29 protein-coding genes and 1 riboswitch are annotated in these 25,216 nt (G+C 66.8%); of the genes, 16 read left to right on the forward strand and 13 right to left on the reverse strand.

What is annotated here, in order from left to right:
* Positions 1 to 459 precede the first annotated feature (459 nt).
* From ACFO0G_RS11590 to ACFO0G_RS11600, 3 genes are all read right to left on the reverse strand, one after another.
* A complete protein-coding gene (locus ACFO0G_RS11590) occupies positions 460 to 1,284 on the reverse strand; it encodes a response regulator (protein WP_286399679.1) in 825 nt (274 codons plus the stop codon).
* A gap of 372 nt (positions 1,285 to 1,656) precedes the next feature.
* Positions 1,657 to 2,277, reverse strand: coding sequence for an MBL fold metallo-hydrolase (locus ACFO0G_RS11595; protein ID WP_286399682.1), 621 nt, complete (start codon positions 2,275 to 2,277; stop codon positions 1,657 to 1,659).
* Positions 2,277 to 3,377, reverse strand: a complete 1,101-nt coding sequence (locus tag ACFO0G_RS11600; RefSeq protein WP_286399685.1) for an S-(hydroxymethyl)mycothiol dehydrogenase — start codon at positions 3,375 to 3,377, stop codon at positions 2,277 to 2,279. The genes ACFO0G_RS11595 and ACFO0G_RS11600 overlap by 1 nt, the downstream gene beginning before the upstream one ends.
* A 294-nt stretch (positions 3,378 to 3,671) precedes the next feature.
* Between ACFO0G_RS11600 and ACFO0G_RS11605 the strand changes: the two genes are divergently transcribed.
* Genes ACFO0G_RS11605 through purM form a run of 3 tightly spaced genes read left to right on the forward strand, consistent with a single transcriptional unit; the run spans position 3,672 to position 6,856 of the window.
* Positions 3,672 to 3,986, forward strand: coding sequence for a hypothetical protein (locus tag ACFO0G_RS11605; protein ID WP_286399688.1), 315 nt, complete (start codon positions 3,672 to 3,674; stop codon positions 3,984 to 3,986).
* Positions 3,987 to 4,043: 57 nt separating this feature from the next.
* Positions 4,044 to 5,714: an amidophosphoribosyltransferase gene (purF, locus tag ACFO0G_RS11610; protein ID WP_286399690.1), complete on the forward strand. Its 1,671-nt coding sequence runs from the start codon at positions 4,044 to 4,046 to the stop codon at positions 5,712 to 5,714.
* A complete protein-coding gene (purM, locus tag ACFO0G_RS11615) occupies positions 5,711 to 6,856 on the forward strand; it encodes a phosphoribosylformylglycinamidine cyclo-ligase (protein WP_376977736.1) in 1,146 nt (381 codons plus the stop codon). Before purF ends, purM begins: the two co-directional genes overlap by 4 nt.
* 72 nt (positions 6,857 to 6,928) lie before the next feature.
* Here the strand turns inward: purM and ACFO0G_RS11620 are convergent, their stop codons facing one another.
* Positions 6,929 to 7,702, reverse strand: coding sequence for a VOC family protein (locus ACFO0G_RS11620; protein ID WP_376977738.1), 774 nt, complete (start codon positions 7,700 to 7,702; stop codon positions 6,929 to 6,931).
* Positions 7,703 to 7,831: 129 nt separating this feature from the next.
* Here ACFO0G_RS11620 and ACFO0G_RS11625 point away from each other — a divergent pair, with 129 nt between their 5' ends.
* A complete protein-coding gene (locus ACFO0G_RS11625) occupies positions 7,832 to 8,671 on the forward strand; it encodes an alpha/beta fold hydrolase (RefSeq protein ID WP_286399700.1) in 840 nt (279 codons plus the stop codon).
* A 98-nt stretch (positions 8,672 to 8,769) separates the two neighbouring features.
* Here the strand turns inward: ACFO0G_RS11625 and ACFO0G_RS11630 are convergent, their stop codons facing one another.
* Complete coding sequence (locus ACFO0G_RS11630) at positions 8,770 to 9,003, reverse strand: DUF3073 domain-containing protein (protein WP_142135039.1); 234 nt, start codon at positions 9,001 to 9,003, stop codon at positions 8,770 to 8,772.
* A gap of 271 nt (positions 9,004 to 9,274) precedes the next feature.
* Between ACFO0G_RS11630 and ACFO0G_RS11635 the strand changes: the two genes are divergently transcribed.
* Positions 9,275 to 9,955, forward strand: coding sequence for a septum formation family protein (locus tag ACFO0G_RS11635; RefSeq protein ID WP_286399702.1), 681 nt, complete (start codon positions 9,275 to 9,277; stop codon positions 9,953 to 9,955).
* Between the two features lie 43 nt (positions 9,956 to 9,998).
* On the opposite strand, the gene clpB is transcribed toward ACFO0G_RS11635, so the two are convergent.
* The 6 genes from clpB to ACFO0G_RS11665 form a co-directional block, all read right to left on the reverse strand.
* A complete protein-coding gene (gene clpB / locus ACFO0G_RS11640; protein ID WP_286399706.1) occupies positions 9,999 to 12,641 on the reverse strand; it encodes an ATP-dependent chaperone ClpB in 2,643 nt (880 codons plus the stop codon).
* A gap of 147 nt (positions 12,642 to 12,788) precedes the next feature.
* On the reverse strand, positions 12,789 to 13,079 hold the full coding sequence (locus ACFO0G_RS11645) for a hypothetical protein (RefSeq protein ID WP_376977741.1): 291 nt from the start codon (positions 13,077 to 13,079) through the stop codon (positions 12,789 to 12,791).
* Between the two features lie 173 nt (positions 13,080 to 13,252).
* Positions 13,253 to 14,311: a sulfate/molybdate ABC transporter ATP-binding protein gene (locus tag ACFO0G_RS11650; protein WP_286399709.1), complete on the reverse strand. Its 1,059-nt coding sequence runs from the start codon at positions 14,309 to 14,311 to the stop codon at positions 13,253 to 13,255.
* Complete coding sequence (locus ACFO0G_RS11655; RefSeq protein WP_286399711.1) at positions 14,308 to 15,210, reverse strand: ABC transporter permease; 903 nt, start codon at positions 15,208 to 15,210, stop codon at positions 14,308 to 14,310. Before ACFO0G_RS11655 ends, ACFO0G_RS11650 begins: the two co-directional genes overlap by 4 nt.
* A complete protein-coding gene (gene modA, locus ACFO0G_RS11660) occupies positions 15,207 to 16,040 on the reverse strand; it encodes a molybdate ABC transporter substrate-binding protein (protein ID WP_376977744.1) in 834 nt (277 codons plus the stop codon). Before modA ends, ACFO0G_RS11655 begins: the two co-directional genes overlap by 4 nt.
* A complete protein-coding gene (locus tag ACFO0G_RS11665) occupies positions 16,037 to 16,447 on the reverse strand; it encodes a TOBE domain-containing protein (RefSeq protein WP_286399713.1) in 411 nt (136 codons plus the stop codon). The genes modA and ACFO0G_RS11665 overlap by 4 nt, the downstream gene beginning before the upstream one ends.
* A 118-nt stretch (positions 16,448 to 16,565) precedes the next feature.
* Here ACFO0G_RS11665 and ACFO0G_RS11670 point away from each other — a divergent pair, with 118 nt between their 5' ends.
* Genes ACFO0G_RS11670 through ACFO0G_RS11680 form a run of 3 tightly spaced genes read left to right on the forward strand, consistent with a single transcriptional unit; the run spans position 16,566 to position 18,685 of the window.
* Positions 16,566 to 17,435, forward strand: a complete 870-nt coding sequence (locus ACFO0G_RS11670; RefSeq protein WP_286399715.1) for a DUF4031 domain-containing protein — start codon at positions 16,566 to 16,568, stop codon at positions 17,433 to 17,435.
* On the forward strand, positions 17,432 to 18,241 hold the full coding sequence (locus ACFO0G_RS11675; protein ID WP_286399717.1) for a 2-phosphosulfolactate phosphatase: 810 nt from the start codon (positions 17,432 to 17,434) through the stop codon (positions 18,239 to 18,241). The genes ACFO0G_RS11670 and ACFO0G_RS11675 overlap by 4 nt, the downstream gene beginning before the upstream one ends.
* 60 nt (positions 18,242 to 18,301) lie before the next feature.
* Positions 18,302 to 18,685 carry a VOC family protein gene (locus ACFO0G_RS11680; RefSeq protein ID WP_286399720.1) on the forward strand — a complete coding sequence of 128 codons (384 nt, stop codon included), beginning with the start codon at positions 18,302 to 18,304 and terminating at the stop codon, positions 18,683 to 18,685.
* On the opposite strand, the gene ACFO0G_RS11685 is transcribed toward ACFO0G_RS11680, so the two are convergent.
* Positions 18,682 to 19,098, reverse strand: coding sequence for a YccF domain-containing protein (locus ACFO0G_RS11685; protein ID WP_236799854.1), 417 nt, complete (start codon positions 19,096 to 19,098; stop codon positions 18,682 to 18,684). The two genes, ACFO0G_RS11680 and ACFO0G_RS11685, sit on opposite strands and share 4 nt — an antisense overlap.
* Before the next feature lie 91 nt (positions 19,099 to 19,189).
* Positions 19,190 to 19,801, reverse strand: a complete 612-nt coding sequence (locus ACFO0G_RS11690; protein ID WP_286399726.1) for a phosphoribosylanthranilate isomerase — start codon at positions 19,799 to 19,801, stop codon at positions 19,190 to 19,192.
* 103 nt (positions 19,802 to 19,904) lie between these two features.
* Between ACFO0G_RS11690 and ACFO0G_RS11695 the strand changes: the two genes are divergently transcribed.
* From ACFO0G_RS11695 to ACFO0G_RS11730, 8 genes are all read left to right on the forward strand, one after another.
* Complete coding sequence (locus ACFO0G_RS11695) at positions 19,905 to 20,474, forward strand: HutD/Ves family protein (protein ID WP_286399729.1); 570 nt, start codon at positions 19,905 to 19,907, stop codon at positions 20,472 to 20,474.
* Between the two features lie 68 nt (positions 20,475 to 20,542).
* Positions 20,543 to 20,608, forward strand: a riboswitch (guanidine-III (ykkC-III) riboswitch).
* Positions 20,609 to 20,618: 10 nt separating this feature from the next.
* Positions 20,619 to 20,942 (forward strand): DMT family transporter, encoded by a 324-nt coding sequence (locus tag ACFO0G_RS11700; protein ID WP_286399732.1) that lies wholly within the window; start codon positions 20,619 to 20,621, stop codon positions 20,940 to 20,942.
* Complete coding sequence (locus ACFO0G_RS11705) at positions 20,942 to 21,307, forward strand: DMT family transporter (RefSeq protein ID WP_286404629.1); 366 nt, start codon at positions 20,942 to 20,944, stop codon at positions 21,305 to 21,307. The genes ACFO0G_RS11700 and ACFO0G_RS11705 overlap by 1 nt, the downstream gene beginning before the upstream one ends.
* 9 nt (positions 21,308 to 21,316) lie before the next feature.
* Positions 21,317 to 21,943 (forward strand): nucleoside/nucleotide kinase family protein, encoded by a 627-nt coding sequence (locus tag ACFO0G_RS11710; protein WP_286399735.1) that lies wholly within the window; start codon positions 21,317 to 21,319, stop codon positions 21,941 to 21,943.
* A 31-nt stretch (positions 21,944 to 21,974) separates the two neighbouring features.
* The gene (locus ACFO0G_RS11715; protein ID WP_376977749.1) at positions 21,975 to 22,988 is read left to right on the forward strand and encodes an aldo/keto reductase; all 1,014 of its coding nucleotides are present in this window, start codon (positions 21,975 to 21,977) and stop codon (positions 22,986 to 22,988) included.
* A 42-nt stretch (positions 22,989 to 23,030) separates the two neighbouring features.
* Positions 23,031 to 23,348 (forward strand): putative quinol monooxygenase, encoded by a 318-nt coding sequence (locus ACFO0G_RS11720; RefSeq protein ID WP_376977751.1) that lies wholly within the window; start codon positions 23,031 to 23,033, stop codon positions 23,346 to 23,348.
* A 4-nt stretch (positions 23,349 to 23,352) separates the two neighbouring features.
* On the forward strand, positions 23,353 to 24,003 hold the full coding sequence (locus ACFO0G_RS11725) for an MBL fold metallo-hydrolase (RefSeq protein ID WP_376977753.1): 651 nt from the start codon (positions 23,353 to 23,355) through the stop codon (positions 24,001 to 24,003).
* 49 nt (positions 24,004 to 24,052) lie between these two features.
* A complete protein-coding gene (locus ACFO0G_RS11730; RefSeq protein WP_376977755.1) occupies positions 24,053 to 25,168 on the forward strand; it encodes a permease in 1,116 nt (371 codons plus the stop codon).
* Positions 25,169 to 25,216: the final 48 nt, after the last annotated feature.

Below are 25,216 nucleotides of genomic sequence, written 5' to 3' on the forward strand. Positions count from 1 at the left end.
CGATAAGTAATAGTTACCCCTACGCTCTTGAGCTAAACCGATTCAGAAATATTGACAGTACCGCCATCAGTTCAGGACCGTCGGTCAGCTTCTAGCCTGACTGGGCATGGTCCTGCCAGGGGCCCTCCGTTGAGCCGCTGTTCTTACAAGCACTCCCGGGCAGCTGGGCAGTGCCGAAGGGTGGGCGGTAATGATTGTTTTCCACCCGTTCGTCCCGGTTTGACCGCCACCTGGTATTGGTTCTCTCTAGACGGTGCCCATTTCCCCCTTAGAGATCACGCGTCACCGTCCAAGCAGAGGCGTTGACCGCACCCAGCCTCGCAAGGTCCCCTCAACGCCCCCAATAAACGACGCTGAGAGGAACCTGCCCGGGCCCCTTAGTGCTGGCCGCGCCCTGGCACAGCGTCTGTGCCGGGGGACTCGGCGGTCCTGAAATCGTGGCCTCAGGACCTTCAAACTTCATTCGCCTTCCTGCAAGTACCTTGCGACACGGGCCTTAGCCCTTGTGACCGTCAAGGTATCAGCAAGCCGCATGGCATCCAGTAGCAACATTCTGCTGGACGGCGGCGTGTTGCCAGCCTCGCTCGTGCAGATAACCAACGCCGCGGTGACTTCCGCGATCAGGTCCGGGTCACGGCTCCGTCGATACTCCTGTGCGAGGTCTCCTGTGTTTTCAAGTGCCCCGGAGACGAACACCGCGACCTCGGTCCTTCGTGCCATGTGCAATTTCATCAACACCGATGAGACCATGTTCTTCACGGTCTTCTCGGCCAGAAACAGCTCCTGTCCGATCTGACCGTTAGTCAGCCCTCGGGCAATCCCGATCGCTACCTTCAGTTCCTGCTTCGAAAGCATCCCCAACCGACCGTCGGGCCCATTCGTCCCGTCAGCATGGATCGGGGCCAGGATACCCGCCTGGAAACGACGACTGAAGGCTGTATACCCGTGCATTGCCCGCCGGATCAGCCTGAGTTGCTCCTCATTGTCGTCCTGTTGTGACAAACACCCCCAGGCACCGGCCAGAATAGCGCCAATAAGAACCGCTTCGTCAGTTTCGCCCGTCATCAGCACGCACCGGATGGTGGCATCAGCGGCTGCAATAGTTCGGCAAAGCCCCGCACCGGAACCATCGGGAAGAACATCGTCGATGATAGCCAGATCCGGACGTACCGCAGGGATCCGGCGGGCCGCCTGACGCACAGACCGGGATTCACCGGCAACGTCGAACCCGTTATCCTCCAGCAGCCCCCGCAAACCCCGCCCCACCAGCTCTTCAGCGGTCACGACATACACGCTCCCGAAGGAAGACGACGCCGAATCAGGTTGATAGCCAGTAGCCATATTGGTTCCGTTCGCTCGCCCTTAAAAAACCCAAAGGCGCCTGTTAGTCTCCTGCTGCCACCCTGGCCCCACCGTGAAAAGGAGAACAGCTACCTAAGAACGGGTACCTGCAAAAGCGAACGAACTTCCCGACTCACCTACAGGCTAGACCTACAAGCAGCATCCCAACACCCCGCCCGGGCTCCAACGCAGGACAACCTGTCACTACCAGCGCAAACCCATCCCCAGTTTGACGACTATAGGAGCATCGACGGCGACATTCGGCACAATGCCGGATGTCGCCGTCGTCCTTTCCGCCAGGCGGCTTTCCGCCTGCTACTCCGGAACCTTCGCCAACGTTTCCTGCTCCGCTCCTATGGTGGTGCTGTCCCCGTGGCCGGTACGGACCACGGTCTCAGCCGGCAGCGTCAGCAACTGTTCGCGGATGGAGGTCAGGATGGTGGGGTAATCGCTGTAGGACCGGCCTGTGGCACCGGGACCGCCGTTGAACAGCGTGTCCCCGGTGAAGACCGTACCTTCGCTCTCCAGGTAGAAGCAGGTGGATCCCGGCGAGTGCCCCGGCGTGTGGATCGCCTTCAGGGTTGCCCCTCCCACCTCGAACACGTCCCCGTCGGCGTGGTAGCGGTCCGGCTTGGCGTCCGGGTAGACCTGCTCCCACAGCACCAGGTCCTCCTGGTTCAGGAGGACCGGGGCGCCCAGAGCGTCAGCTACTTCGCGGGCGGCGCCGATGTGGTCATTGTGCGCGTGCGTGAGCAGGATGGCCTTGACCTTGCGGCTGCGGACCTGGTTGATGATCGCGGCAGCGTCGTGCGGCGCGTCGATGATGACGCATTCCTCGTCGTTGCCCACGATCCAGACGTTGTTGTCCACGTCCCAGGTGCCGCCGTCGAGCGAGAACGTCCCCGAGGTGACCAGGTTCTCGATGGTCACGGCCATCAGATCTCCACCGGGCTGACTTCTACAACAGAGCGCAGGACCTTGCCCTCGTGCATCTTGCCGAAGGCTTCCTCCACCTGATCAATGGTGATGCGTTCGGAGACAAAGGCCTCGAGGTCCAGGTTGCCCTGCTTGTAGTGCGAGACGAGCATGGGGAAGTCACGGGAGGGCAGGCAGTCGCCGTACCAGGAGGACTTCAGCGATCCGCCGCGGCCGAAGACGTCCAGCAGCGGCAGTTCCAGCGTCATCTCCGGCGTCGGGACGCCCACCAGGACCACGCGGCCGGCAAGGTCGCGGGCGTAGAACGCCTGCTTGTACGTTTCGGGACGGCCGACGGCGTCAATCACCACGTCCGCGCCGTGCCCTCCGGTGAGGGCGCGGATGGCTTCCACGGCGTCTTCCTGCCGGGAGTTCACGCCGTGGGTGGCGCCGAGGGACTTGGCCATTTCAATCTTGTTGTCGTCGATGTCCACGGCGATGATCGTCGTCGCACCGGCCAGCTTCGCGCCGGCGACCGCGGCGATGCCCACGCCGCCGCAGCCGATCACTGCCACGGACTCGCCGCGCTTGACCTCACCGGTGTTGATCGCAGCCCCGATGCCGGCCATGATGCCGCAGCCCAGCAGCCCCACCGCGGCGGCGTCAGCGTCGGGGTCCACCTTGGTGCACTGCCCGGCGGCCACCAGGGTCTTCTCGGCGAAGGCACCGATGCCCAGGGCCGGGGACAGGACCGTGCCGTCCTCGAGGGTCATCTTCTGGGTGGCGTTGTGGGTGTTGAAGCAGTACTGCGGCTGGCCCTTGGCACACGCACGGCACTCACCGCACACCGCGCGCCAGTTCAGGATGACCCGGTCCCCTGGCGCCACCGAGGTGACATCGGGACCCACGGCACTGACCACCCCGGTGGCCTCATGGCCCAGCAGGTAGGGGAAGTCATCCCCGATGCCGCCCTGCTTGTAATGCAGGTCCGTGTGGCAGACACCGCAGGTCAGGATGTCCACCAGCGCCTCGCCCGGGCCCGGATCCGGCACCAGGATGGTCTCCAGCGTCACCGGAGCGTTCTTTTCCTTAACCACTACTGCTTGGACTTTATGGACCATGGTCTTGTGTTCCTTTCCTGGATCCGGCTGGATCCGGTGAGTCGGCACCAAGTGCCAATCTAGCTGACATGCCATGTCCGGGGACCTCATCATGCCCTTACGGTGCACGCAATGGATTGCGTAATACGCAACACGGTGCACAAAACTCTCAGGGGAAATATGACAGCGGACACATTCCCTGTCAATAGATATATCAGTGAGCGGGCAGTTGGCTAGCAACCTTTGGACCTATGTACCTACCATGCGCTTGCTCCCGTTACACGGGGGCGAAAGTCCGGCAGTAGGCTGGATGGCATGGCTTTTGAGGAAACCCCTGCCGAGCGGCGCGAAGTGACCGTCCGCCGGGCACCCAAGTATGTTCCATTCCTGATCCTGGGTGCTGTGGTGGGAATTGTCGCTGCCGCAGTGGTGGCTTATGCGGTTCCGGGCGATGCCTCGTTCGATCCCGGGTCCGTCTTTGGTTTCTTCCTGATCATGTTCGCTGCCATTGGCGCCATCCTTGGCGCGGGCCTGGCGTTGGTCCTTGACCGTCGAAGCGTGAAGCGGCAGCAGCGGGCCGTGGTGGAAGCCGTCCCGGACTCGGAACCCGATACCGATCCCCAGGGGTAGCAGGTCACAAACCGGCAGCCGGAAAAGTCATACCCCATATCGTGCGATAATCGATCAGTGGCACGCGGCGACGGAAAACTTTCCCATGATCTTCTCCCCGGCGAAAAAGGCCCCCAGGACGCTTGCGGCGTCTTCGGCGTCTGGGCACCGGGTGAGGAAGTAGCAAAACTTACCTATTACGGGCTGTATGCACTGCAGCACCGCGGTCAGGAGTCGGCTGGCATAGCGACCAGCGACGGCAAACGGATCAACGTCTACAAGGACATGGGCCTCGTGTCCCAGGTCTTCGACGAGACCACCCTGAACACCCTGACCGGGCACTTGGCCGTGGGCCATTGCCGCTACTCCACCACCGGCGCCAGCCACTGGGCCAACGCGCAGCCCACCCTCGGCGCCACCGCCACGGGCACGGTGGCCCTGGCGCACAACGGCAACCTGACCAACACGGTGGAACTCAACGCCATGATCACCGAGCGCAACGGTGGCCAGCTCACCGGTGAGATGAAGCAGGGCAACACCTCGGACACTGCCTTGGTCACCGCCCTGCTGGAGGGCGAGCCGGGCAAGACCCTCGAAGAAACCGCCCTGGAACTCCTGCCCAAGATCAAGGGCGGCTTCTGCTTCGTCTTCATGGATGAAGGAACCCTCTACGCTGCCCGTGACACCTTCGGCATCCGCCCGCTGGTCCTGGGCCGGCTGGAGCGCGGCTGGGTGGTCGCCTCCGAACAGTCCGCCCTGGCCACCGTTGGTGCCAGCTTCATCCGCGAGATCGAGCCGGGCGAGTTCATCGCCATCGATGAGGAAGGCGTGCGGTCCCAGCGCTTCGCGGAGCCGACGCCGGCCGGTTGCGTTTTCGAATACGTCTACCTGGCGCGCCCGGACGCCGCCATCGCCGGCCGTTCCGTCTATGAGTCCCGCGTGGAGATGGGTCGGCAGCTGGCCCGGGAGAACACCCACGAAGCCGACATCGTTATCCCCGTGCCGGAATCCGGTACCCCGGCGGCCGTAGGCTACGCCGAAGAATCCGGTATTCCCTTCGCGCACGGCTTCGTCAAGAACTCCTACGTGGGCCGGACCTTCATCCAGCCGTCCCAGACCCTCCGCCAGCTGGGCATCCGGCTCAAGTTGAACGCACTGGAATCCGTAATCCGCGGCAAGCGCGTCGTAGTGGTGGATGACTCGATCGTCCGCGGCAACACCCAGCGGGCCATCGTGCGGATGCTCCGGGAGGCCGGCGCCGCCACTGTCCACGTCAAAATCTCCTCGCCGCCGGTCCAGTGGCCCTGCTTCTATGGCATCGACTTCGCCTCCCGGGCCGAACTGATCGCCAATGGCGCCACCATTGAAGAGATCTCCCAGGCTATCGGCGCTGACTCGCTGGCCTACATTTCCGAGGACGGCATGATCGGCGCCACCCGTCAGCCGCGCGAACGTCTCTGCACCGCCTGCTTCACCGGCAAGTACCCCATCAAGCTTCCGGATGCGGACAAGCTGGGCAAGAACCTGCTGGAGCGCACGGACCTGGGCGGCCTGAAGCCTTCCCCTTCCGCGCTTCCCGGTGAAACCGCAGCCCTTGCCGTGGACGCCACCGAGGATCCCGCGGAGAAGTCCGGTGCCACCGGCTGCGACCCGGGTCCGGACTCCGAATTCGAGAACCTGTTGACCGAAGCCGACCTTGTGCCCGACGTACCCGCCGCCACCAGCGCCGACAAGAAAGAGTCCGTATGACTTCCGCTAACACCGCCGCAGAAAACTCCGGCATCACCTACGCCTCCGCAGGTGTGGACGTCGAAGCCGGGGACCGCGCCGTCGAGCTCATGAAGGATGCCGTGAAGGCAACCCACAACTCCTCGGTGATCGGCGGGGTGGGCGGATTCGCGGGCCTCTACGACGTCTCCAGGCTGCTGACCTACGAGAAGCCGCTGCTGGCGACCTCCACCGATGGTGTGGGGACCAAGGTGGCCATCGCGCAGGCCATGGACATCCACGACACCATCGGGTTCGACCTGGTGGGCATGGTGGTGGACGACATCGTTGTGGTGGGCGCCGAACCGCTGTACATGACCGACTACATCGCCTGCGGCAAGGTGGTCCCCGAGCGCATCGCGGGCATCGTCCGCGGCATCGCCTCCGCCTGCTCGGTGGCCGGCACCGCCCTGGTGGGCGGCGAGACCGCCGAGCACCCCGGCCTGCTGGGCGAGCATGAATACGATGTTGCCGGGGCAGCCACCGGCGTGGTGGAAGCCGATGCGCTGCTGGGCCCGGACCGCGTACGCGCCGGGGACGTTGTGATTGGCATGGCCTCATCCGGCCTCCACTCCAACGGCTACTCCCTGGTCCGCCGCGTCATCAACCACGCCGGCTGGGCCCTGGACCGCCAGGTCTCCGAACTGGGCCGCACCCTGGGTGAAGAACTCCTGGAACCGACGCGCGTTTACGCGGCCGATTGCCTCGACCTCGCCCGCACCTTCCCCGTAAACGCCGGCGCAGCCATCCATGGCTTCAGCCACGTCACCGGCGGCGGCCTGGCCGCCAACCTGGCCCGCGTCCTCCCGCAGGGCCTGGTGGCAACAGTTGACCGCGCCACGTGGGAACTGCCGGCCATCTTCAAGCTGGTGTCCGAGCTGGGCAACGTCCCGCTCGCGGACCTGGAGCGCACGCTGAACCTCGGCGTGGGCATGGTGGCCATTGTTTCCGCCGAAGCTGCGGATGCCGCCGTTGGCCGCCTCAACGAGCGCGGGCTGCCGTCTTGGATCATGGGCACCGTCGCTGCGGACTCCGGCTCGATCGACAAGTCCGGCCCGGATTACGTGCAGGGCGCCAAGGGCGTGGACGGCGGCGCGGTCCGCCTGGTCAACGCCTACGCCTAATACCTTTCATCGAGTGCTGAGTATTTGTCGTTTTCACGCCTGGGAACGACAAATACTCAGCACTCGATGCATTTAAGCGATCTGGATCAGGTTGAGCACTCCGCCCTGCGGGTCCCTGATCGTGGCCAGTGAGCCGTCGACAGGGTATTCGTCCGGCTCCACGATGACTTCGCCGCCCGCTGCCTGGGCCTCCGCTGCCGCCCCGGCAACGTCCGCCACGCCAAAGTAGACCTGCCAGTCGGCCTGCTCGCCTTCGTCGGCAGGTACGACGCCAGCCACCTCGCTGCCGTCGATGAGCAGCGTGCTGTAGCTGCCGCCGTCGTCCTGGGGGTACTCGGTGACCTCGTGCCCGAACAGCTGCTGGAAGAAACCGACGGCGACAGGCGTCTCTGGTGTGAACAGTTCCGCCCACGCCAGCGCACCGGGCTGGTTGAACACGTGGCTTCCGTAGTGCGTTCCGGGCTGCCAGATGCCCGTGGTTCCGCCGCCGGGAGGGGCCAGGAAGCCAAGTACTCCCGTATCGCCTACGCTCTCCGGGCCGAACAGGGCAGTACCGCCGGCGTGGCGCGCTTCTTCCAGCACGTCCGCGGCGTCCTTGGCGGAGAAGTAGATGTTCCACCTGGCGGCAGTGCCTGCTTCCAGTTGCAGGGGGCTTTGCGGCGCGATCGTGGACACCAGCTCGCCGCCGACGAAGGCCTGGGCGTAACTGCGGCCGTCCGGAGTGGGAAAGTCCTGGTAGGTCCAGCCGAATATGCGGCCGTAGAAGTCTTTGGCGGCGGCAACATCGGGGGTCTGCAGATCCGCCCAGCAGGGCTCGCCGTGACGGTATCCCTCAACTTTTGGCATGGGACCAACGGTACACGGACCCCTTGAGCCACAAGGTTCGGCGGGGGAAAATAGCGCCAGAAAGATCCGCTGGGTACACCGCATGGCGGCACATCAGCAGCGGTCGATCCGGAATGGGAGTACACGAACATGGCCGGCTTCCTCGACATTGACGGGCACCCGACGTGGGTGGAAGACCGGGGTGGTGCGGGCGTTCCGCTGCTCCTGCTTCACGGTGGCCTCAGCAACAGCGACGCCCTCCTCAACACGCTCGGGGCGGGGCTGTCGAGCCACTACCGCGTTATCGCGTTCGACCGCCGCGGACACGGATATACGGCGGATACTGATGCGGACTTCCACTACGACGATATGGCCCGGGAGACGATCAGCGTCCTCGAAACAGTCGTGGGCGGGCCCGCGCATTTGGTTGGCTGGAGCGACGGCGGCATTGTCGCCCTCCTGGTGGCGCTCGCGAGGCCGGACCTGGTGAAAAAAATGGTTGTCATCAGCGCGAACTACGACGTGGACGGCGTTCAGCAAGTGGAAATGGACCCGGATTCGCCGGTCTTCCAAGAGCTTGGCCGGGCCTACGCCGAGCGTTCTCCTGATGGACCCGGGCACTTTGAGGAAGTAGCCCGGAAAGCCATGCAGTTGATCAGCAGCGAGCCGTCACTCAAGACATCCCAGATCTCGCGGATCCAACAGGCGGTGCTGGTGACTGTCGGGGACGACGACATTGTTACCCTGCCCCACGCCATTTCGTTGTATGAGGCACTGCCGAACGGACAGCTGGCGGTGGTTCCCGGCACGTCCCACGGCCTGCCGATGGAACGGCCCGCTACGCTTACCAGCCTTATCCTTCCGTTCCTGGAAGAGGATGGGCCGCCCAAGACCCTCATGCCTGTCAGGCGGGCCCGCATGTCAGGCGGGAACGGCGAAAGGACCCGTGGGGACATGCCGGAAACAGGCATGCCTCAACGGGCCTCTTGAGCGAGGTCAGCACTTTGGGGTGCTGCAAGGAAAGCAGCGTGGCGAAGGTTATTGCGACTGAGTGCCAACTGCTCTAGCGCAGCGACGGCCAGCGACAACTAGCCGATGCGACGGTGGTCTACCTCGTCGTCATCGTCATCCAAATCATCCGCGTACTTGTCCACATAAGCCGAATAATCCGGTTCGACCGGCTCATTCGAATATCGGCTCGTTGAACGACTGGCAGGGCCCGTCAGCTCACGCTGAAGTGCCGAGTAGTCAGTGTTCGGGGAGTAGTACTTGATGTCCCGAGCCTGCTTGGTAGCTTTTGCCTTTTGACGGCCGCGCCCCATGGCGTGACCCCCTTTTGTACTTGGACCGGAGGTGGTCACCTTGGCGATCGGTGAGGCCCCGGAATGTTTGGTCAATTTGTCGTACACCTAGATTACATGCTTTCGGCGGGCCCCGCTTGCCGCCAGGAGGCCCGGAGGGGCGCGTGGGGTACCATGACGCACTCCGGCCCGCAGGATTCCGCCATTTTTCTTCGGTAGAGTCACTTAAGAACTGCCAATTTTGTCTGGCCATTGGCGAGCCGCGGAACCAAAACCAGGAGGATGCGCACCCGTGAACCAGCAGGACCTTCCGCCGAAACCCTCCTCGCCGCCACGCACCGGAAACCTGCCGAAAGTCCCCGGCGGGAACGGCACTTCGGCCCCCGCCCCGGAATCCGTCACCTGGTCCCAACCGCGCCACGAGCCCGCCCCGGAGAGGCACACCAACAGGCGGCCCGCGTACTGGAAGGTGTTTTTCGCCGTCGTGATCCTGGCTGTTGCGGGCTCGCTGGTGTGGCTTGCCATGTGGCTGAACTCCTCGTCGGGCACCCAGGCGCCGAAAGCTGCTGCGCCGGGCGTACTGCAGACTGCCGTCACTCCGCCCGCCAGCCCCCAGCCCCTCCCCCGGGAAGGGGTGGCGCCGGCAGCGTACGCCGTCGGTGATTGCTTCAAGGACTTCGACCCCCAGGCGCTGACGTCCACGGTGGTGCCGTGCGATACGCCCCATTCGTCCCAGCTGGTTGCCACCCTCCGATACCCGGACGACGGCGACTACCCCGGCGCTGACCCGCTCAAGGCCAAGGCGCTGGAGGTTTGCCAGGCAGCAAAGCTCAGCCCGGCGGCCAAGCAGTTCCCACTCAACTACCAGCGCAGCTACCCCAGCAGCACCAGCTGGGGATCAGGCGACCGGCGGGTGGACTGCTACGTCGCGGCCGACGGCGGCAACGTGATCAACGCAAGCGTGCTGCCCTGACAGTCAGCCTGACAGGGCAGCACACCTCCACCTTCACCCGCGGCTAGTCCTTCCGACGCACCGACAGCCCTGAGCTCCGGGCACCGGTCAGCGTATCGACGCTGGATTCGGTGAGTTCGCCGAAGTCTGGCGCGGTATCCACCAGGACGGTGTCGCCGTCGCTGATCTCGCCGGCGAGGATGGCCTTGGCCAGCCGGTCGCCGATCTCGCGCTGCACCAGGCGGCGCAGCGGCCGGGCGCCGTAGGCGGGGTCGTAGCCGGACAGCGCCAGCCATGCCTTGGCGCCATCAGTAACGTCGAGGGTGAGCCGCCGTTCGTGCAGCCGCCGCCCCAGTTCCGCCACGTGCAGTTCCACGATGTGCGCCAGTTCCTCCACGGTAAGGGCGTCGAAGAGCACCACCTCGTCGAGCCGGTTCAGGAACTCCGGCTTGAAGGACGCGTTCACGGTAGCCATCACGGCGTTGCGCTTGGCCTCGGCGTTCAGCGATTGGTCCACCAGGAACTGGCTGCCCAGGTTGGAGGTCAGTACCAGGATCACGTTGCGGAAGTCCACGGTACGGCCCTGCCCGTCGGTGAGGCGGCCGTCGTCGAGCACCTGCAGGAGGATGTCGAACACCTCGGGGTGCGCCTTCTCCACCTCGTCCAGCAGCACCACGGAGTACGGGCGGCGGCGGACGGCCTCGGTGAGCTGGCCGCCTTCCTCGTAGCCCACGTATCCCGGAGGCGCTCCGACCAGGCGGGCCACGCTGTGCTTCTCGCTGTACTCGGACATGTCGATGCGCACCATGGCGCGCTCGTCGTCGAACAGGAAGTCAGCCAGGGCCTTGGCCAGCTCCGTCTTGCCCACGCCGGTGGGGCCCAGGAACAGGAACGAGCCGGTGGGGCGGTTGGGGTCGCTGATGCCCGCCCGCGCGCGGCGGACGGAGTCGGACACTGCCTGCACGGCCTTGGCCTGGCCGATCAGGCGCCGGCCCAGTTCCTCCTCCATGTGCAGCAGCTTCTGGCTTTCGCCCTGCAGCATGCGGCCGGCGGGGATGCCAGTCCACGCCGAGATGACCTCGGCGATGTCTTCCGCGGTCACTTCCTCCGCCACCATCTGAGCCGGCTTGTCCGTCACGGCAGCCTCGGCTTCGGCGGCGGCATTCAGCTCGCGCTCCAGGGCCGGGATCTCCCCATAGAGGATCCGCGACGCCGTCTCCAGGTCACCTTCGCGCTGGGCCTTGTCGGCGGCGGAGCGCAGCTCATCCAGCTTCGCCTTCAGGTCACCCACCCGGTTGAGGCCGGCCTTCTCGGCTTCCCACCGGGCATTCAGCGCGGACAGTTCCTCTTCCTTATCTGCTTTGTCCGCACGCAGGGCCGCCAGCCGCTCGATGGACGCCGGATCCGACTCCCCGCTCAAGGCCAGCTCCTCCATGGTCAGGCGGTCCACCTGGCGGCGCAGCTGGTCGATCTCCTCCGGGGCGGAGTCGATTTCCATGCGGAGGCGGGACGCTGCCTCATCCACCAGGTCGATGGCCTTGTCCGGCAACTGGCGGCCGGAGATGTAGCGGTTGGACAGCGTGGCCGCCGCCACCAGGGCAGAGTCGGCGATGGACACCTTGTGGTGCGCCTCGTAGCGTTCCTTCAGGCCGCGGAGGATGCCAATGGTGTCCTCCACGCTGGGCTCGCCCACATACACCTGCTGGAAGCGGCGTTCCAGGGCGGCGTCCTTCTCGATGTTCTCGCGGTACTCGTCAAGGGTGGTGGCCCCGATAAGCCGCAGCTCGCCGCGGGCCAGCATTGGCTTGAGCATATTGCCGGCGTCCATGGAGGAGTCGCCGGTGGCCCCTGCCCCCACCACGGTATGGATCTCGTCAATGAAGGTGACGATCTGGCCATCGGAGCCCTTGATTTCCTCCAGGACCGCCTTCAGCCGTTCTTCAAACTCTCCGCGGTACTTGGCACCGGCAACCATGGAGCCCAAATCCAGGGAGATCAGGGTCTTGCCGCGCAGGCTTTCCGGGACGTCCCCGGCCACCATCCGCTGCGCCAGACCTTCCACCACGGCGGTCTTGCCCACGCCGGGCTCACCGATGAGCACCGGGTTGTTCTTGGTGCGCCGGGACAGGACCTGGACCACGCGCCGGATCTCCGAGTCGCGGCCGATCACGGGGTCCAGCTTGCCTGCCCGGGCCATGGCAGTGAGGTCCGTGCCGTACTTCTCAAGCGCCTGGAAGGTGTTCTCCGGGTCCGGGCTGTCCACCTTGCGGTCATTGCGGATACCGGGCAGCGCGGCGAGCAGGGCTTCGCGGGAAGCGCCGGCGTCGCGCAGCAGGCGGGCAGCGGCATCATTGCCGGCGGACAGGCCTACCAGGAGCACTTCGGTGGACACAAAGCTGTCGCCCAGCCGGTCAGCTTCCTCCTTGGCCTGCTGGATGGCCTGCAGGGCGGGCCGGGACAGCTGTGCCTGCTGGCTGGAGCCTCCGGACGTGGCGGGCAGGGCCTTGATGGCGCTGCTGGCCTGGACGCTGACGGCATCTGGGTCGGCGCCGGTGGCGCGGAGCAGCGCGACGGCCACGCCCTCCCGCTGATCCATCAGCGCCTTGAGGAGGTGGGCCGGTTCCACCTGCGGGTTGCCGGCCGTCGAGGCGTTCATTGCCGCGGCGGAAAGAGCCTCCTGGCTCTTGGTGGTGAATTTGACGTCCAAAGAGAGCTCCTTTCGGGGGCTTGTTGACTAAGTTGAGTCTACTACGCTCAACTTTGGACGGCGAGGTCCAGTAGCCATGTTTGCCCACGGCGAAACGGCTGTCCAGAGCAGGAGGTCCCTTCCCGCCGGACGGCGCGGGATTCGGCGCTACTGCTCCGCGGCGGCGGCAGGTTCGGCTTGGCGAACGTTTGAAAAGGTTCCTTCGGGCGTCATGCCGAGGGCCACGTAACCCTTGCGGATGCGGTGCCGGAAATAGATGCCGGTCCCGTAGTAGATGACGAGGCTGGCCACCACGAACAGCAGGGCCAGGTCGCTCTCGGTGCGGTAGGAGTAATAGGCGGGATGGCCGAAGGCGATATCGCCGCGCAGAAGCGGGAAGACCACCCCTGCCCAGTACGCCCCGCTGGCAAGGAAGAGGATGGAAAACAGGGTGGTCATAGCGCCCATGCCCTTGCAGCTTCTTACAACCTGCTTTTCAACTTTTTTCCATGCTTCAAGATCGTCCACCAATAGGACGGGCGCTCCGTTTTCCATTTATCTCCCCCAAGATCGCGCAATGCTGCACAGCATACCGTCCTGCGGAAGTCCGCTGCGGCCCTACGTTCCGCCCCCTAGGTCCCGTACACCGATACGGCCGCAGCCTTCACCACGAAGTGCACCGTCATGCCGGGAACCAGGGCCAGGTCGGCGGAGGCGGCCGGCGTGATGTCCGCGGCCAGGCTTCCGGCACGGACGCGGACCTGGTCGCCGTGCGGCTCAAGGTCGGTGATGGTGACGGCAAACGAGTTCCGCGGGCTTCCATGGGCGTCCGTCAGGAACACGGAAACGGCCGACGGCGGAAACACCGCGACGCCGAAACCGCCCGGCGTGGGCAGTTGGCCGGGTTCGTCGTCGTGCCCGGCGATCCTGAGGCCGCCATCGGTCCGGACCCCGGTTCCGTCCAGGGTGCCGGGAACGAAGTTCAGCCCGGCAAGTCCGGCAGCGAAAGAACTCCGCGGGCGCTCCAGCACGGTCCGGGTTGGACCTTCTTCCGCGATCCTGCCGCCCTCCAGGATCACCACGCGGTCCGCGAGCATCAACGCATCCAGCACGTCGTGGGTGACGATGATGGCTTGCCGCCCGGCCAGGACACGCTTGAACAGGCGGCGCAGCAGCGGCGCGGAGTGGATGTCCAGGGCGGCCAGCGGCTCGTCGAGCAGGAGGAGGGCGGGGTCGGCCGCGAGCGCCCGGGCCACGGCGACGCGCTGGGCCTGCCCGCCCGAGAGCTCGGCAGGACGACGTGCGGCAAGATGGTCCGCTTCAACGTCAACCAGCAGGCGCAGTGCCCGCTCCTTGGCTTCACTCCTTGACACACCGGCACTCCGGGGACCAAAGGCGACATTGTCCAGGACGCTCAGGTGGGGAAAGAGCAGGGGTTCCTGGGCGAGCAGGGCCGTGCCCCGGTTGTGCGGCGGTGACCACGTGTGCCGGGATCCGTCGAGGTCGAAGAGGGTCCTGCCGTTGAGTTCGGCCCTGCCACTGTCCGGCCGCAGCAGGCCGGCGATGCCGGCCAGCAGCGTTGATTTGCCGGCGCCGTTGGGCCCCATGACGGCCACGGTTTCGCCCGGCCGGACGGTCAGGGCCACGTCGAAACCCCGCCCGGCCACGGCTGCCTGGAAGGACAGCGTCACTGGGCGTTCCCTCCTGCCGGGGCTGCCGCCGTCGTCCGTTGCCCTGGCCCGGCGCGGCCTGCTGCCGGGCGGCGGTAAGCGAGGGCAACCACCGCCACGGCCACGGCGACCAGGACCAGGGACAGGGCGACGGCGGCGTCCGGGTCCGTTTCGCGCTGCAGGTAGATCTCCAGCGGCAGGGTGCGGGTCACCCCCTGCAGGCTGCCGGCGAAGGTCAGCGTGGCACCGAACTCGCCCAGGCTCCGCGCGAAGGAGAGGACGGCACCGGACGCCAGGCCGGGCAGGACGAGGGGCAGCGTGACGCGCCGGAAGACGGTGCCGGGCCTGGCGCCCAGGGTCGCGGCCACCGCCTCATACCGGGATCCGGAGGTCCGTAAGGCGCCTTCCAGGCTCACCACCAGGAAGGGCAGCGCCACGAACGTCTGCGCCAGGACCACCGCCGTGGTGGAGAAGGCAATCTGCAGACCGAACACGTCCAGGGTCCGTCCCAGCAGCCCCTGCCGGCCGAAGGTATAGAGCAGGGCGATGCCGCCCACCACCGGGGGAAGCACCAGCGGCAGGAGCACCAGCGAGCGCAACAGGCCCTGCAGGCGGAAGGTATCCCGGGCCAGGACCAGGGCCAGCGGCACACCCAGCACGATGCACAGCACGGTGCTGGCGGCAGAGGTCCGCAGGCTCAGCCCCAGCGCCGTCAGCGACGGCCCGGACGTCACCAGCGGAATGAAGTTGGCCCAGTCCACGCGCAGCACCATGGCCAGCAGCGGAAGCACGACGACGACGGCGGCCACGGCTGCCAGCGCCCGCACCCAGGCCGGGATGCCGGAGTACCCGGCTGGGTGGGTGCGCGGGCGCGCCTCAGGCCGTCCTTGCTGCCGGGCCACCTCCCCCTGCCGGCTCACTTGCTGCCCGCGCCCTGGGCGGGCGGGCCGAATCCTGCGGCGGCCAGGACCTTTTGGCCTTCCGGCCCGGTGACCAGGTCCAGGAAGGCCTGGGCGGTGGCCTTGTTGCGGCCAGTGGCAACGCCGGCAATCGGGTAGGTGTTGACCGCACTCCCGGCTTCCGGAAACGGGATGCCTTTCGCGCTGGAGCCGGCGGCTTTGATGTCCGTGCCGTACACCAGCCCGGCGTCGGCCTCGCCGGAAGTGACCTTGCCCAGGACATCGGTGACGGCGTTTTCCTCGCTGACCGGGCTCAAGGCTAGCCCCGCCGCCTGCGCCACCTTGGCCGTGGCGGCCCCGCATGGAACCTGCCGGGCGCAGGTGACCAGTTTGATGCCCGGCCGGGCCAGGTCCTGCAGCGATGTGATTCCCGCCGGGTTGCCGGGAGGTACGGCGATGGCCAGGGTGTTGGTGGCGAACTCTTTCGGCGTCCCGTCCGCGAGGCCTGCGTCCTGCACTTTCTTCATGTTGGCCGTGTCCGCGGAAGCGAAGACGTCAGCGGGGGCGCCCTGGCTGAGCTGGCCGGCGAGGTCGGAGGATCCCGCGAAGCTCAGGGTCACCTTTGTTCCCGGGTGTTGCGCTTCGAAAGTGTGGGCGAGCTCGGTGAAGGTGGCTTTGAGGGAGGCGGCGGCGAAAACGGTGATGGTGCCGCTTGGCGTGCCGCCGGTGCTGGAGTCGGGGGCACTGCCCTGCGCGGCACATCCGCTAAGTGCGGCCGGCAGGAGGATGCCCAGGGCAAGCAGCGCGGTGGAGAACCGGGCCATCCGGATGGTCATGTTCCGCAGGCTCATGCCGTGGCCTTCCCCTTCGGGGCTTCGATAATGACCGTTGTTGCCTTGACGACGGCGGTGGCCACGGCCCCCGGTTCGAGACCCAGTTCGCGGACCGCCTCGCTGCTCATCAACGACACCACCCGGAAGGGTCCGCACTGCAGTTCCACCTGGGCCATCACCTTGTCCGTGATCACGTTGGTCACCAGGCCCACGAAGCGGTTCCGCGCGGAACTGCTGCCGCCTTTGGGGTCGTCCGGGAGCTGGGCAAGCTTCTGCGCGTGGGCCGCCAGTTCCAGCCCGTCGACCGCGAGGCGGCCGGAACTGTCACGGCCCGGGGTGAGGGTTCCGTTCTCGGTCCAGCGGCGGACGGTATCATCGCTCACGCCGAGGAACCGGGCAGCTTCGGAAACGCGGATAAGGGCCATTCGGCGATTCTAGCCCGCAAATACGGAACCAGAAACCGATTATGGGCGCAAAGAAGGAGCTGCACCTGTCCCGCGGGCCCCCGGCTTCCGGAAGTACTGCAGCACTAGACTCGCTTCCATGGCCATCTACATTGACCCGCCGCTGTGGCCTGCACACGGAACCCTCTTTTCACACCTGGTCTCTGATTCGTCCCTGGCCGAGCTTCATGCCTTCGCTGCCGCCGCCGGGATCCCGAAACGGGCGTTCGACGGCGACCACTACGACGTGCCGGAGCGCCGCTTCGACGAGTTGGTGGCGGCTGGCGCGGTGTCCGTGGAGGCCAGGGTCCTGGTCCGCAGGCTCATCGCCAGCGGCCTGCGGATCCCTGCCCGCCGGCGAAACAAGGCGCTGAAGGTCCCGCTGCTGAACCGGTGGGAGGCCATCATGCCGGGCCATGATGCGCTGTTCCTGGACCTGCTGGACCGGTGGAGCGAGCCGCACCGCCACTACCACGGCTGCACGCATTTGCTCTCCGTGCTGGAGGCGCTGGACCTGCTCACCGAACCGGACGAGGCGCCGCGGACCGTGCTGCTGGCCGCCTGGTTCCACGACGCCGTGTACCGCGGGGCCGCCGGCCAGGATGAGGAGGAATCCGCACGGCTCGCCGAGAAACGCCTTGAGGAGGCCGGGCTGCCGGAGGAAGAGGTGGCGGAAACGGCGCGGCTGGTCCGGCTCACATCCGACCACCGGCCGGAACCAGGCGACGGCGACGGGGCCCTCCTCTGCGACGCCGACCTGTCCATCCTGGGCGGCGAACCGGACGAGTACGCCCGCTACGTCGCCGCCGTACGGAAGGACTACGCGCATATCGGCGACGCCGACTTCGCAGCCGGCCGGGCCGCCGTCGTGCGCCAGCTGCTGGAACTGGACCCGCTCTTCCACCACCGGCGGGCAAGGGACCTGTGGCTGGACGCGGCACACCGCAACCTGGAAAGCGAGCTGGCATGAACGCGCCCGGCTCCAGCCCCCGGCACACGTTCTCCGCCAATGCTGCCCACCGGCAGCTCCCGTTCGCGGTCCGGCTGGACTGGGGGCTCGCCGGGGCGCTGACGGTGGCACCCGGCGCGGACATCGCGGTGGTGGTGGACGTGCTGTCCTTCGGCACCTGTGTCAGCGTGGCACTGGACCGGGGCGCCGACGTCTTCCCCTACCGGTGGCGTGACACCAGCGCGGAGGATTTCGCGGCCCACCATCAGGCGCAGCTGGCGGGGCCGCGCGACGGCGGCGGGCTGAGCCTGTCCCCGGAAAGCCTCCGGACTGCGGCGGCGCTGGAAAGAGTGGTCCTGCCATCCCCCAACGGATCGGAACTGTGCCAGTCGCTGGCCGGGGCGGTGCCTTTGGTGGCCGCGGTGTGCCTGCGGAACGCGGCAGCAACAGCGGAGTGGGTGGCCGCCAACCTTCCGGACGACGCGGTGGTGGCGGTGGTTGCCGCCGGTGAGCGCTGGCCGGACGGCACCCTTCGCCCTGCCGTGGAGGACCAGATTGGAGCGGGCGCGTTCATTGCCGGGCTGGTGGCCACGGGCAAGGGCGGCTATGAAGCCGGGGACGGCCGGCACGGCTATGCACCGGAAGCGGTGGCGGCCATGGCTGTCTACGAATCCGCCGAACCGCGCTTGCGGGAGGTGCTGCAGCAGTGCTCCAGCGGCCGGGAGCTGTCCGGGGCCGGGTACGCCGGGGACCTGGACATCGCGGCTGAACTGGACCAGAGCGATTCGGTGGCCATCCTGCGGAACGGGGCGTTCCGGCAGCTTTGAGAAGCTGCCGGTTTCGGGGACCTGCTTCGATTTAGCCGGGAGCTGTGCCACACTGCACGGATGAGCCTGCGCATCCAAGCCATCGCTGTTGATTCGACCGATCCCAGCATTCCCGCAGCCTTCTGGGAAAAGGCGCTTGGATGGCGCCGGACCCATGAAGAGGATGACGAGATCGTGCTGGAGCCGCCGGCAGGCAGCACCGAAGACGGCGTGCTGCCCGACCTGCTCTTCCTCAAGGTCCCGGAGCAAAAAGAACTTAAGAACCGGCTCCACCTGGACCTCCGACCGGAGGACCAGGACGCCGAAGTGGCGAGGCTGGAGGAACTGGGTGCCCGGCAGGTGTCGGTGGGCCAAGGCGTGGCCGCGACGTGGGTGGTGATGGCCGACCCGGACGGCAACGAGTTCTGCGTCCTCCGCGCCCTGCGGCCCGGCGGAACCGGCTAGCGGTACGTCCTGACCGGATAGGTGCTCACGAAAGGCGTGCTGGTGGGCACGATCTGCTTGCCCAGCGGCATCAGGGACACCGGGATGAGCTTCAGGTTGGCGATGGCCAGCGGAATGCCGACGATGGTGATGGCCATGGCGAACGCCGTGACCACATGGCCAATGGCGATCCAGATCCCTGCTACCAGCAGCCAGATCACATTGCCCAGCAGCGAGAAGACACCGGTGCCGCCGGGCTTGTCCACCACCATCCGGCCAAAGGGCCACAGGGTGTAGGCGGCGATCCGGAACGAGGCAATGCCCCACGGGATGGTGACGATCAGCAGGCAGCAGACCACGCCCGCCAGGAAATAGCCCAGGGCCAGCCAGAGGCCGCCGAAAACCAGCCAGATGATGTTCAGAAGTGTCTTCATGCACCCATTGTGCCCCCGCCCCTCTGACAAAAGGGTGGGGGACTCCCCTGATCCTGCCCTGATAACCGCCGGTGGCGAGGCAGGACAGTATCTAGACCGTGGCGGCGTCCTTGGCGGCGTGCACGAAAGCCCGGACCTTGGCCAGGTCCTTCACGCCCCGGGATGCCTCCACACCGGAAGAAACATCCACGCCCCAGGCATGGGCGGCTGCCGATGCCTGGCCCACATTCCCGGGTTCAAGCCCACCGGCCAGCAGCCAGGTCCGTCCCTGCAGCACCGGCAGGGCCGCCACGGAGGCGTAGTCCCAGGACTCGCCGGATCCGGGCACGGCTGCATCAATCAGGAGCAAGTCCTCGCCCCAGTCTTCGAACTCATCCTGCGCGGCACCCATGGTGATGGCCCTGACCAGCTTCATGCCGGCGTCGTGCACGGTTGTCACGTCCGCACGGGACCGGCTGCCATGCAGCTGGATCCATTCCAGGCCTGCGGCCCGGGCGATGGCGATGGCGTCGGCCACGGGTTCGTCGCGGAACACCCCGATCGGAGAGACGGTTTTGGGGACCCCTGCGAGCAGCGAAGCCGCCTGCGACGGCGAGACGACCCGGGGGCTGGCGGTGAGCACGAACCCCACGGCGTCTGCGCCGGCATCCACTGCTTCGCGCACCGATTCGGGCGTGCTGAGACCACACACTTTGACGAACATTCCCGGCTCCTTCAGGCTGTTTTCGTGTTGACCCCCCGCAGGAGATTAGCAGGGACGGGACGCAACTGCGATGCCGCCCGCAGGAGCAAACTAGGCTGGGCTGATGCAGATCATCCGCTTCGCAGAGCTCAAGGCCGAACCGTGGCGCAACGGCGGCGGGGTAACCAGGGAAATCGCACGCCAGGGCTCCGAAGACGGCGGCTTCGACTGGCGGGTGAGCATCGCTGACATTGCCAAGGCAGGGGACTTCTCGGCCTTTGCGGGAATGGAGCGCGTCCTGACGGTTATCGAAGGGGAGCTGCTCCTGCTCTCCGTCGATGGCGCGGAGCAGCCCCTGGAGAAGTACCGTCCCTTCCGGTTCGACGGCGGGGCCGCAACTGCAGCCAAGCTGCCCACCGGGGACATCAGGGACCTGAACGTCATCACCCGGGCCGGGGCCTACAAGGGCTTCACATCGATCATTGAGCTGTCCAGGAAGCGCGCCCACCCCGTGTTTGAGGGACAGTTCGGTGTGCTGCTGCAGGGGCAGGCGAAGGTCAGCCAGGGCGGCGGCGAGCCGGTGGAGCTGGGCCGCTATGACGCCGTGGCCGGCTCGGACGCCGATTCCCCCGAGATCCTGGGCCGCGGCTTCCTGGCCGTGGTTTCCATCGACGCACAGGAAGCCACAAACTAAGCACCCGCAGGTGGTGAGGTTGGGCACCAACGGTGGCTGGCCGCCGTCGTGCGTTGCTACGCTGAAATCCAAGGCTTCACACCCGAGCCTCCGGACGACGGTTCAGTACCCGGCATGCGACAAGACTGGCCAAAGGAATCTGTCATGTCGTGGGTAATCCTCATTCTTTCCGGCGCGCTGGAAGCCGTCTGGGCCGCGGCCCTGCACCGGACCTCCCAGGTTTCCGGACGCCGGCGCCTCGCCCCTGCCGCCCTTTTCCTCGTGGCCGTGGCGGCCAGTACCGGCGGCCTTGCCGTCGCCATGCAGTCCATTCCCACCGGCACCGCCTACGCTGTGTGGGTGGGTGTGGGCGTGGTCCTCACCTCCGCCTACGCGATGGCCACCAAAGTTGAACGCCCGACGGCGGCGCGCCTGCTGCTGCTCTCCGGCATCGCGGCCTGCGTGGTTGGCCTGAAGGTGGTGGCGTGATGCTGAGGGGCATGCTTCCGTGGCTGGTGCTCCTGGCGTCCGCGGTCCTTGAAGCAGTCTGGGCAACGGCCCTTGGCCTGTCCGACGGTTTCAGCAACCCCCTGCCCACCATCGTCTTCGCCGTCACCGCAACCCTGAGCATGCTGGGCCTGGGCATGGCCATCCGCAGTATCCCGCTGGGTACGGCCTACGCGATCTGGGTGGGCATCGGCGCTGCGCTCACCGTCGGCTGGGCGATGGCCACCGGCGTGGAACCCTTCAGCGTGGTGAAACTGCTGTTCATCGCCGGCATCGTGGCTTGTGCCGCCGGCCTGAAAGCGCTGCCGGCCGGGAAAAACGCGCCGGCTGCGCGCAGCAGTGACTAGGCTTTTGCCATGGACTCCCCCGAGATCGCCCAGGCCGTCGATGCGCTGCGGCGCAGGATGGTGCCTGGCTCGCGGACCATCCTGGGCATCGCCGGGGCGCCGGGGTCCGGAAAGTCCACGTTCGCGACCTGGCTCCAGGAGCAGTTCAGCCTGGGAACCTCGGTTGTGGTGCCCATGGACGGCTTCCACCTGGGCAACGCGATCATCGAGGGCACGCCGTTGCGGGCGCGGAAGGGCGCCATCGACACGTTCGACGGCGGCGGGTACCTTTCGCTGCTGCGGCGCCTGGCGTGCCGGGACGAGGCAGTGGTGTACGCGCCGGAGTTTCGCCGCACCCTGGATGAACCGGTGGCCGCGTCCATCGCCGTTCCCGCCGACGTCCCGCTGGTGATCACCGAGGGGAACTACCTGCTGGCGGACCAGGAGCCGTGGAAGGGGGTGCGGGCGCAGCTGGACGAGGTATGGTTCCTCGAAACCCCGCACGAGCTGCGGCTGCAGAGGCTGGTGGACCGCCATGTGTCGTTCGGGATGGACCGGGAGGCCGCGCTTGCGTGGGCCACTGGACCCGACGAGGCCAATGCCCGGCTCATCCAGGCCACCCGCCCGGCCGCGGACCGCGTCATACCCTGGCTGTAACTTCATTTTCAGGAAACGAACAGGAGCACCCATGGCTAACGCCCCCACCCATTCCGGCAGTACTGTCCAGCTCGGCGACGGCCTGGCCGTCAGCCCCCTGGGCTTCGGCGGCATGGCACTCACACCCGTGTACGGCGAGGTGGACCCAGCCGAGGCGCTGCAGACGCTGCACCACGCCGTCGACGCCGGTGTCAGCTTCATTGACACCGCGGACATCTACGGCGGGGGCAGCAACGAGGAGCTCATTTCCCAGCTGCTCAAGGACCGGCGGGACGAGGTCCAGCTCGCCACCAAGTTCGCGCTGGTGGGCACGCCCACGGACGGCTACACGGACATCCGCGGTGATGCTGCGTACGTGCGCCAGGCCGTGGAGCGGAGCCTGCAGCGGCTGGGCACGGACGTGATCGACCTCTACTACATGCACCGCCGGGACGTGCGCGTTCCCATTGAGGAAACCGTGGGCGCCATGGCCGAGCTGGTGAAGCAGGGAAAGGTCAAGCACCTGGGCCTGTCCGAGGTGACGGCACAGGAACTACAGGACGCCTCGGCGGTCCACCCAATCGCCGCGGTCCAAAGCGAATGGTCCATCTGGAGCCGGGACGTGGAACGCAACGTGGTTCCCGCAGCCGCCGCCCTGGGCGTGGGCTTCGTTCCCTACTCCCCGCTGGGCCGCGGTTTCCTCACCGGCACCGTGGACACCTCGAGCCTGGGCGACAAGGACTTCCGCCGGAACATCCCCCGTTTCGCCCCCGATGCCGCAAGCGCCAACCAGGCCGTGGTGGACGCGGTCCGGTCCGTGGCGGACCAGCTGCAGGCCACACCCGCGCAGGTTGCCCTCGCCTGGCTGCTGGCGCAGGGCAAGCGGCTGGGCCTGCCTGTGGTCCCCATCCCCGGCACCCGCAAGGCCGCCCGCATCGACGAAAACCTCGGCGCATTGTCCCTGGAACTCACCCCGGCGCACCTGGAAGCACTGGAGGCGGCCTCGGACGCGGTCGTCGGCTCCCGTTCCGCGGACCCTAAATGGGTGTCCGAGGGCCGCGAATAGCATCTCGTTCCACCACCAACCGACCCAACCCCAAGGAGCCCCATGCCTGCCATCGTGCACTTCGAAGTCCAGATTGACCCGGCCCGCCGGGACGACGCCGCCGGATACCTGTCTGAAACCCTCGCCGCCACCCGCGCCTGGCCCGGCAACCTGGGCATCGAAGCCCTGGTGGACGACGCTGATCCCTGCCACATCCTGGTAGTGGAAACCTGGGCCACCACCCAGGACCACGACGACTACGCGGCATGGCGGAAGACGCCGGAGGGAAAGCACAGGCTGGGTGAGGTCCTCGCCGGGACACCGTCAAAGCAGGTCTACTCCGCAACCATGCCGCTCGACCTGCAGACTTCCCAGGACTAGGCCCGTGGACTCACTTCTCTACGACCTGCCTGCCCTCACCATCCGCAGCATCTCCGTCAGCGCGATGGACAACAACGTGTACCTGCTGACCGCCAAGGAGAGCGGAGCGCAGCTGCTGATTGATGCCGCTGACGATCTGCCCGCCATCCAGCAGTTGCTGGCGGACGGGGCCGCGGACACGTCGGCGGCCCCCCGGCTTGCCCTGATTGCCACCACGCACCAGCACTGGGACCACGTGCGGGCGCTGGAGGAACTGGTGGCGGCAACGGGGGCGCGGACAGCTGCCGGCGCGGATGACGCCGATGCGTTGCCGGTCGCCGTGGACGTCCGGGTCAGCCATGGCGACGTCGGCAACTTCGATGGTTTTGATGTGACCGCAGTTCACCTGCGCGGCCACACGCCCGGTTCCATTGCCTTTGTGTACCAGGACCCGGAAGGGCCGGCGCACATCTTTTCGGGCGACTCGCTGTTCCCCGGCGGGGTGGGCAACACGGATAAGGATCCTGCACGGTTCAACCAGCTCCTGACCGATGTCACGGAGCGGCTGTTCGGCGCCTACCCGGACAGCGCCGTCGTCCATCCCGGCCATGGCAAGCCAACCACCTTGGGTGCCGAACGCCCGCACCTGGAAGAGTGGCGCGCCAGGGGCTGGTAGTGATCAGCCAACTGCCGCCAAATCCCACGAAGAGAGGGTCCGGGAACGCATGAAGGACATTGCCGTGGGCATCGACGCCCAAGACAACGGGCGGCTGGACCAGGAGCTGACGCCGAACTCCGCCGCGCGTCACCGGCGAATGCTCCTTGCAGGAACGCTGGCCACGGCCGGGATAGCCATCGCGGTCCTCGTGTGGGCCAAGTGGTACCCCTACGCCCTCAAGATCCCGGTGGTGGCGGGCAGCCACTCGCTGGGAAACTCCGTCCTGTCCGGCAAGGCAAGTGCGCCGCCTGCCCCCTCGTGGAACGCGGCCATCGAGTACAGCCTGGGCTACGTCGCATCGATCTGGCAGGCGCTCGTGGCCGGCCTGCTCGTGGCCGCGGCGGTGGAGGCGTTTCTTCCGGCCCGCCGGCTGCTCGCGCTGTTCCAGGCCAGGCGTGGCCCGGCGGCGAGCACGGTCTGCGGCGGGCTTCTGTCGATGTCGTCAATGATGTGCACGTGCTGCGCCGCCCCCGTTGCGTTGAACGTCCGCCGCAGAGGGGTTCCGGTGAGCTCCGCCCTCGCTTACTGGTTGGGCAACCCCGTGCTCAATCCGGCAGCCCTGGCATTCATGGCCTTTGTGCTCCCATGGCAGTTCGTCGCCGTCCGTGTGGGCACCGGCGTGATCCTTGTCTTTGGTGTCACGCTGCTCGTGAGCCGCCTGGCAAAAGGGACCAGCGTCGCGGAACCGGTGGAGCAGTCCGCCGAAACCGTGACTGCCGTTGGCGCTGTCCGCCGGTTCGCCAAGGCCCTGGCCCGGTTGTCGGTGCGCCTCCTGCCGGAGTATGCGGTGGTTGTGATGCTCCTGGGTGCCTTCCGTGGCTGGCTGTTTCCGGAGGCCGGCACGCTCGCGTCGTGGGGCGTGCTCGCAGCCGTCCTGCTCGCCGTCGTCGGAACCCTGTTCGTGATCCCGACGGCCGCGGAGATCCCCATCATCGGCGCGTTGATGGCCGCTGGAGTTGGACTGGTTCCCCTGGGCGCCCTGGTGCTGACCCTGCCCGCCCTGAGCCTGCCGTCGATGCTGATGGTCCGCGGGGCCTTCCCCGGCCGGGTAATTGCAGCCACGGGGGCTGCCGTGATGGGACTGGGCCTGGTGGGTGCCGCCGCGATGGCCGCCCTGACCTGAGCAGGACCGCGGCGGGCAGCCGCGTCCTTGGCTGCTAAACACCGTTTA

It is taken from the genome of Arthrobacter sedimenti (assembly GCF_042652025.1).
Lineage (GTDB): Bacteria > Actinomycetota > Actinomycetes > Actinomycetales > Micrococcaceae > Arthrobacter > Arthrobacter sedimenti.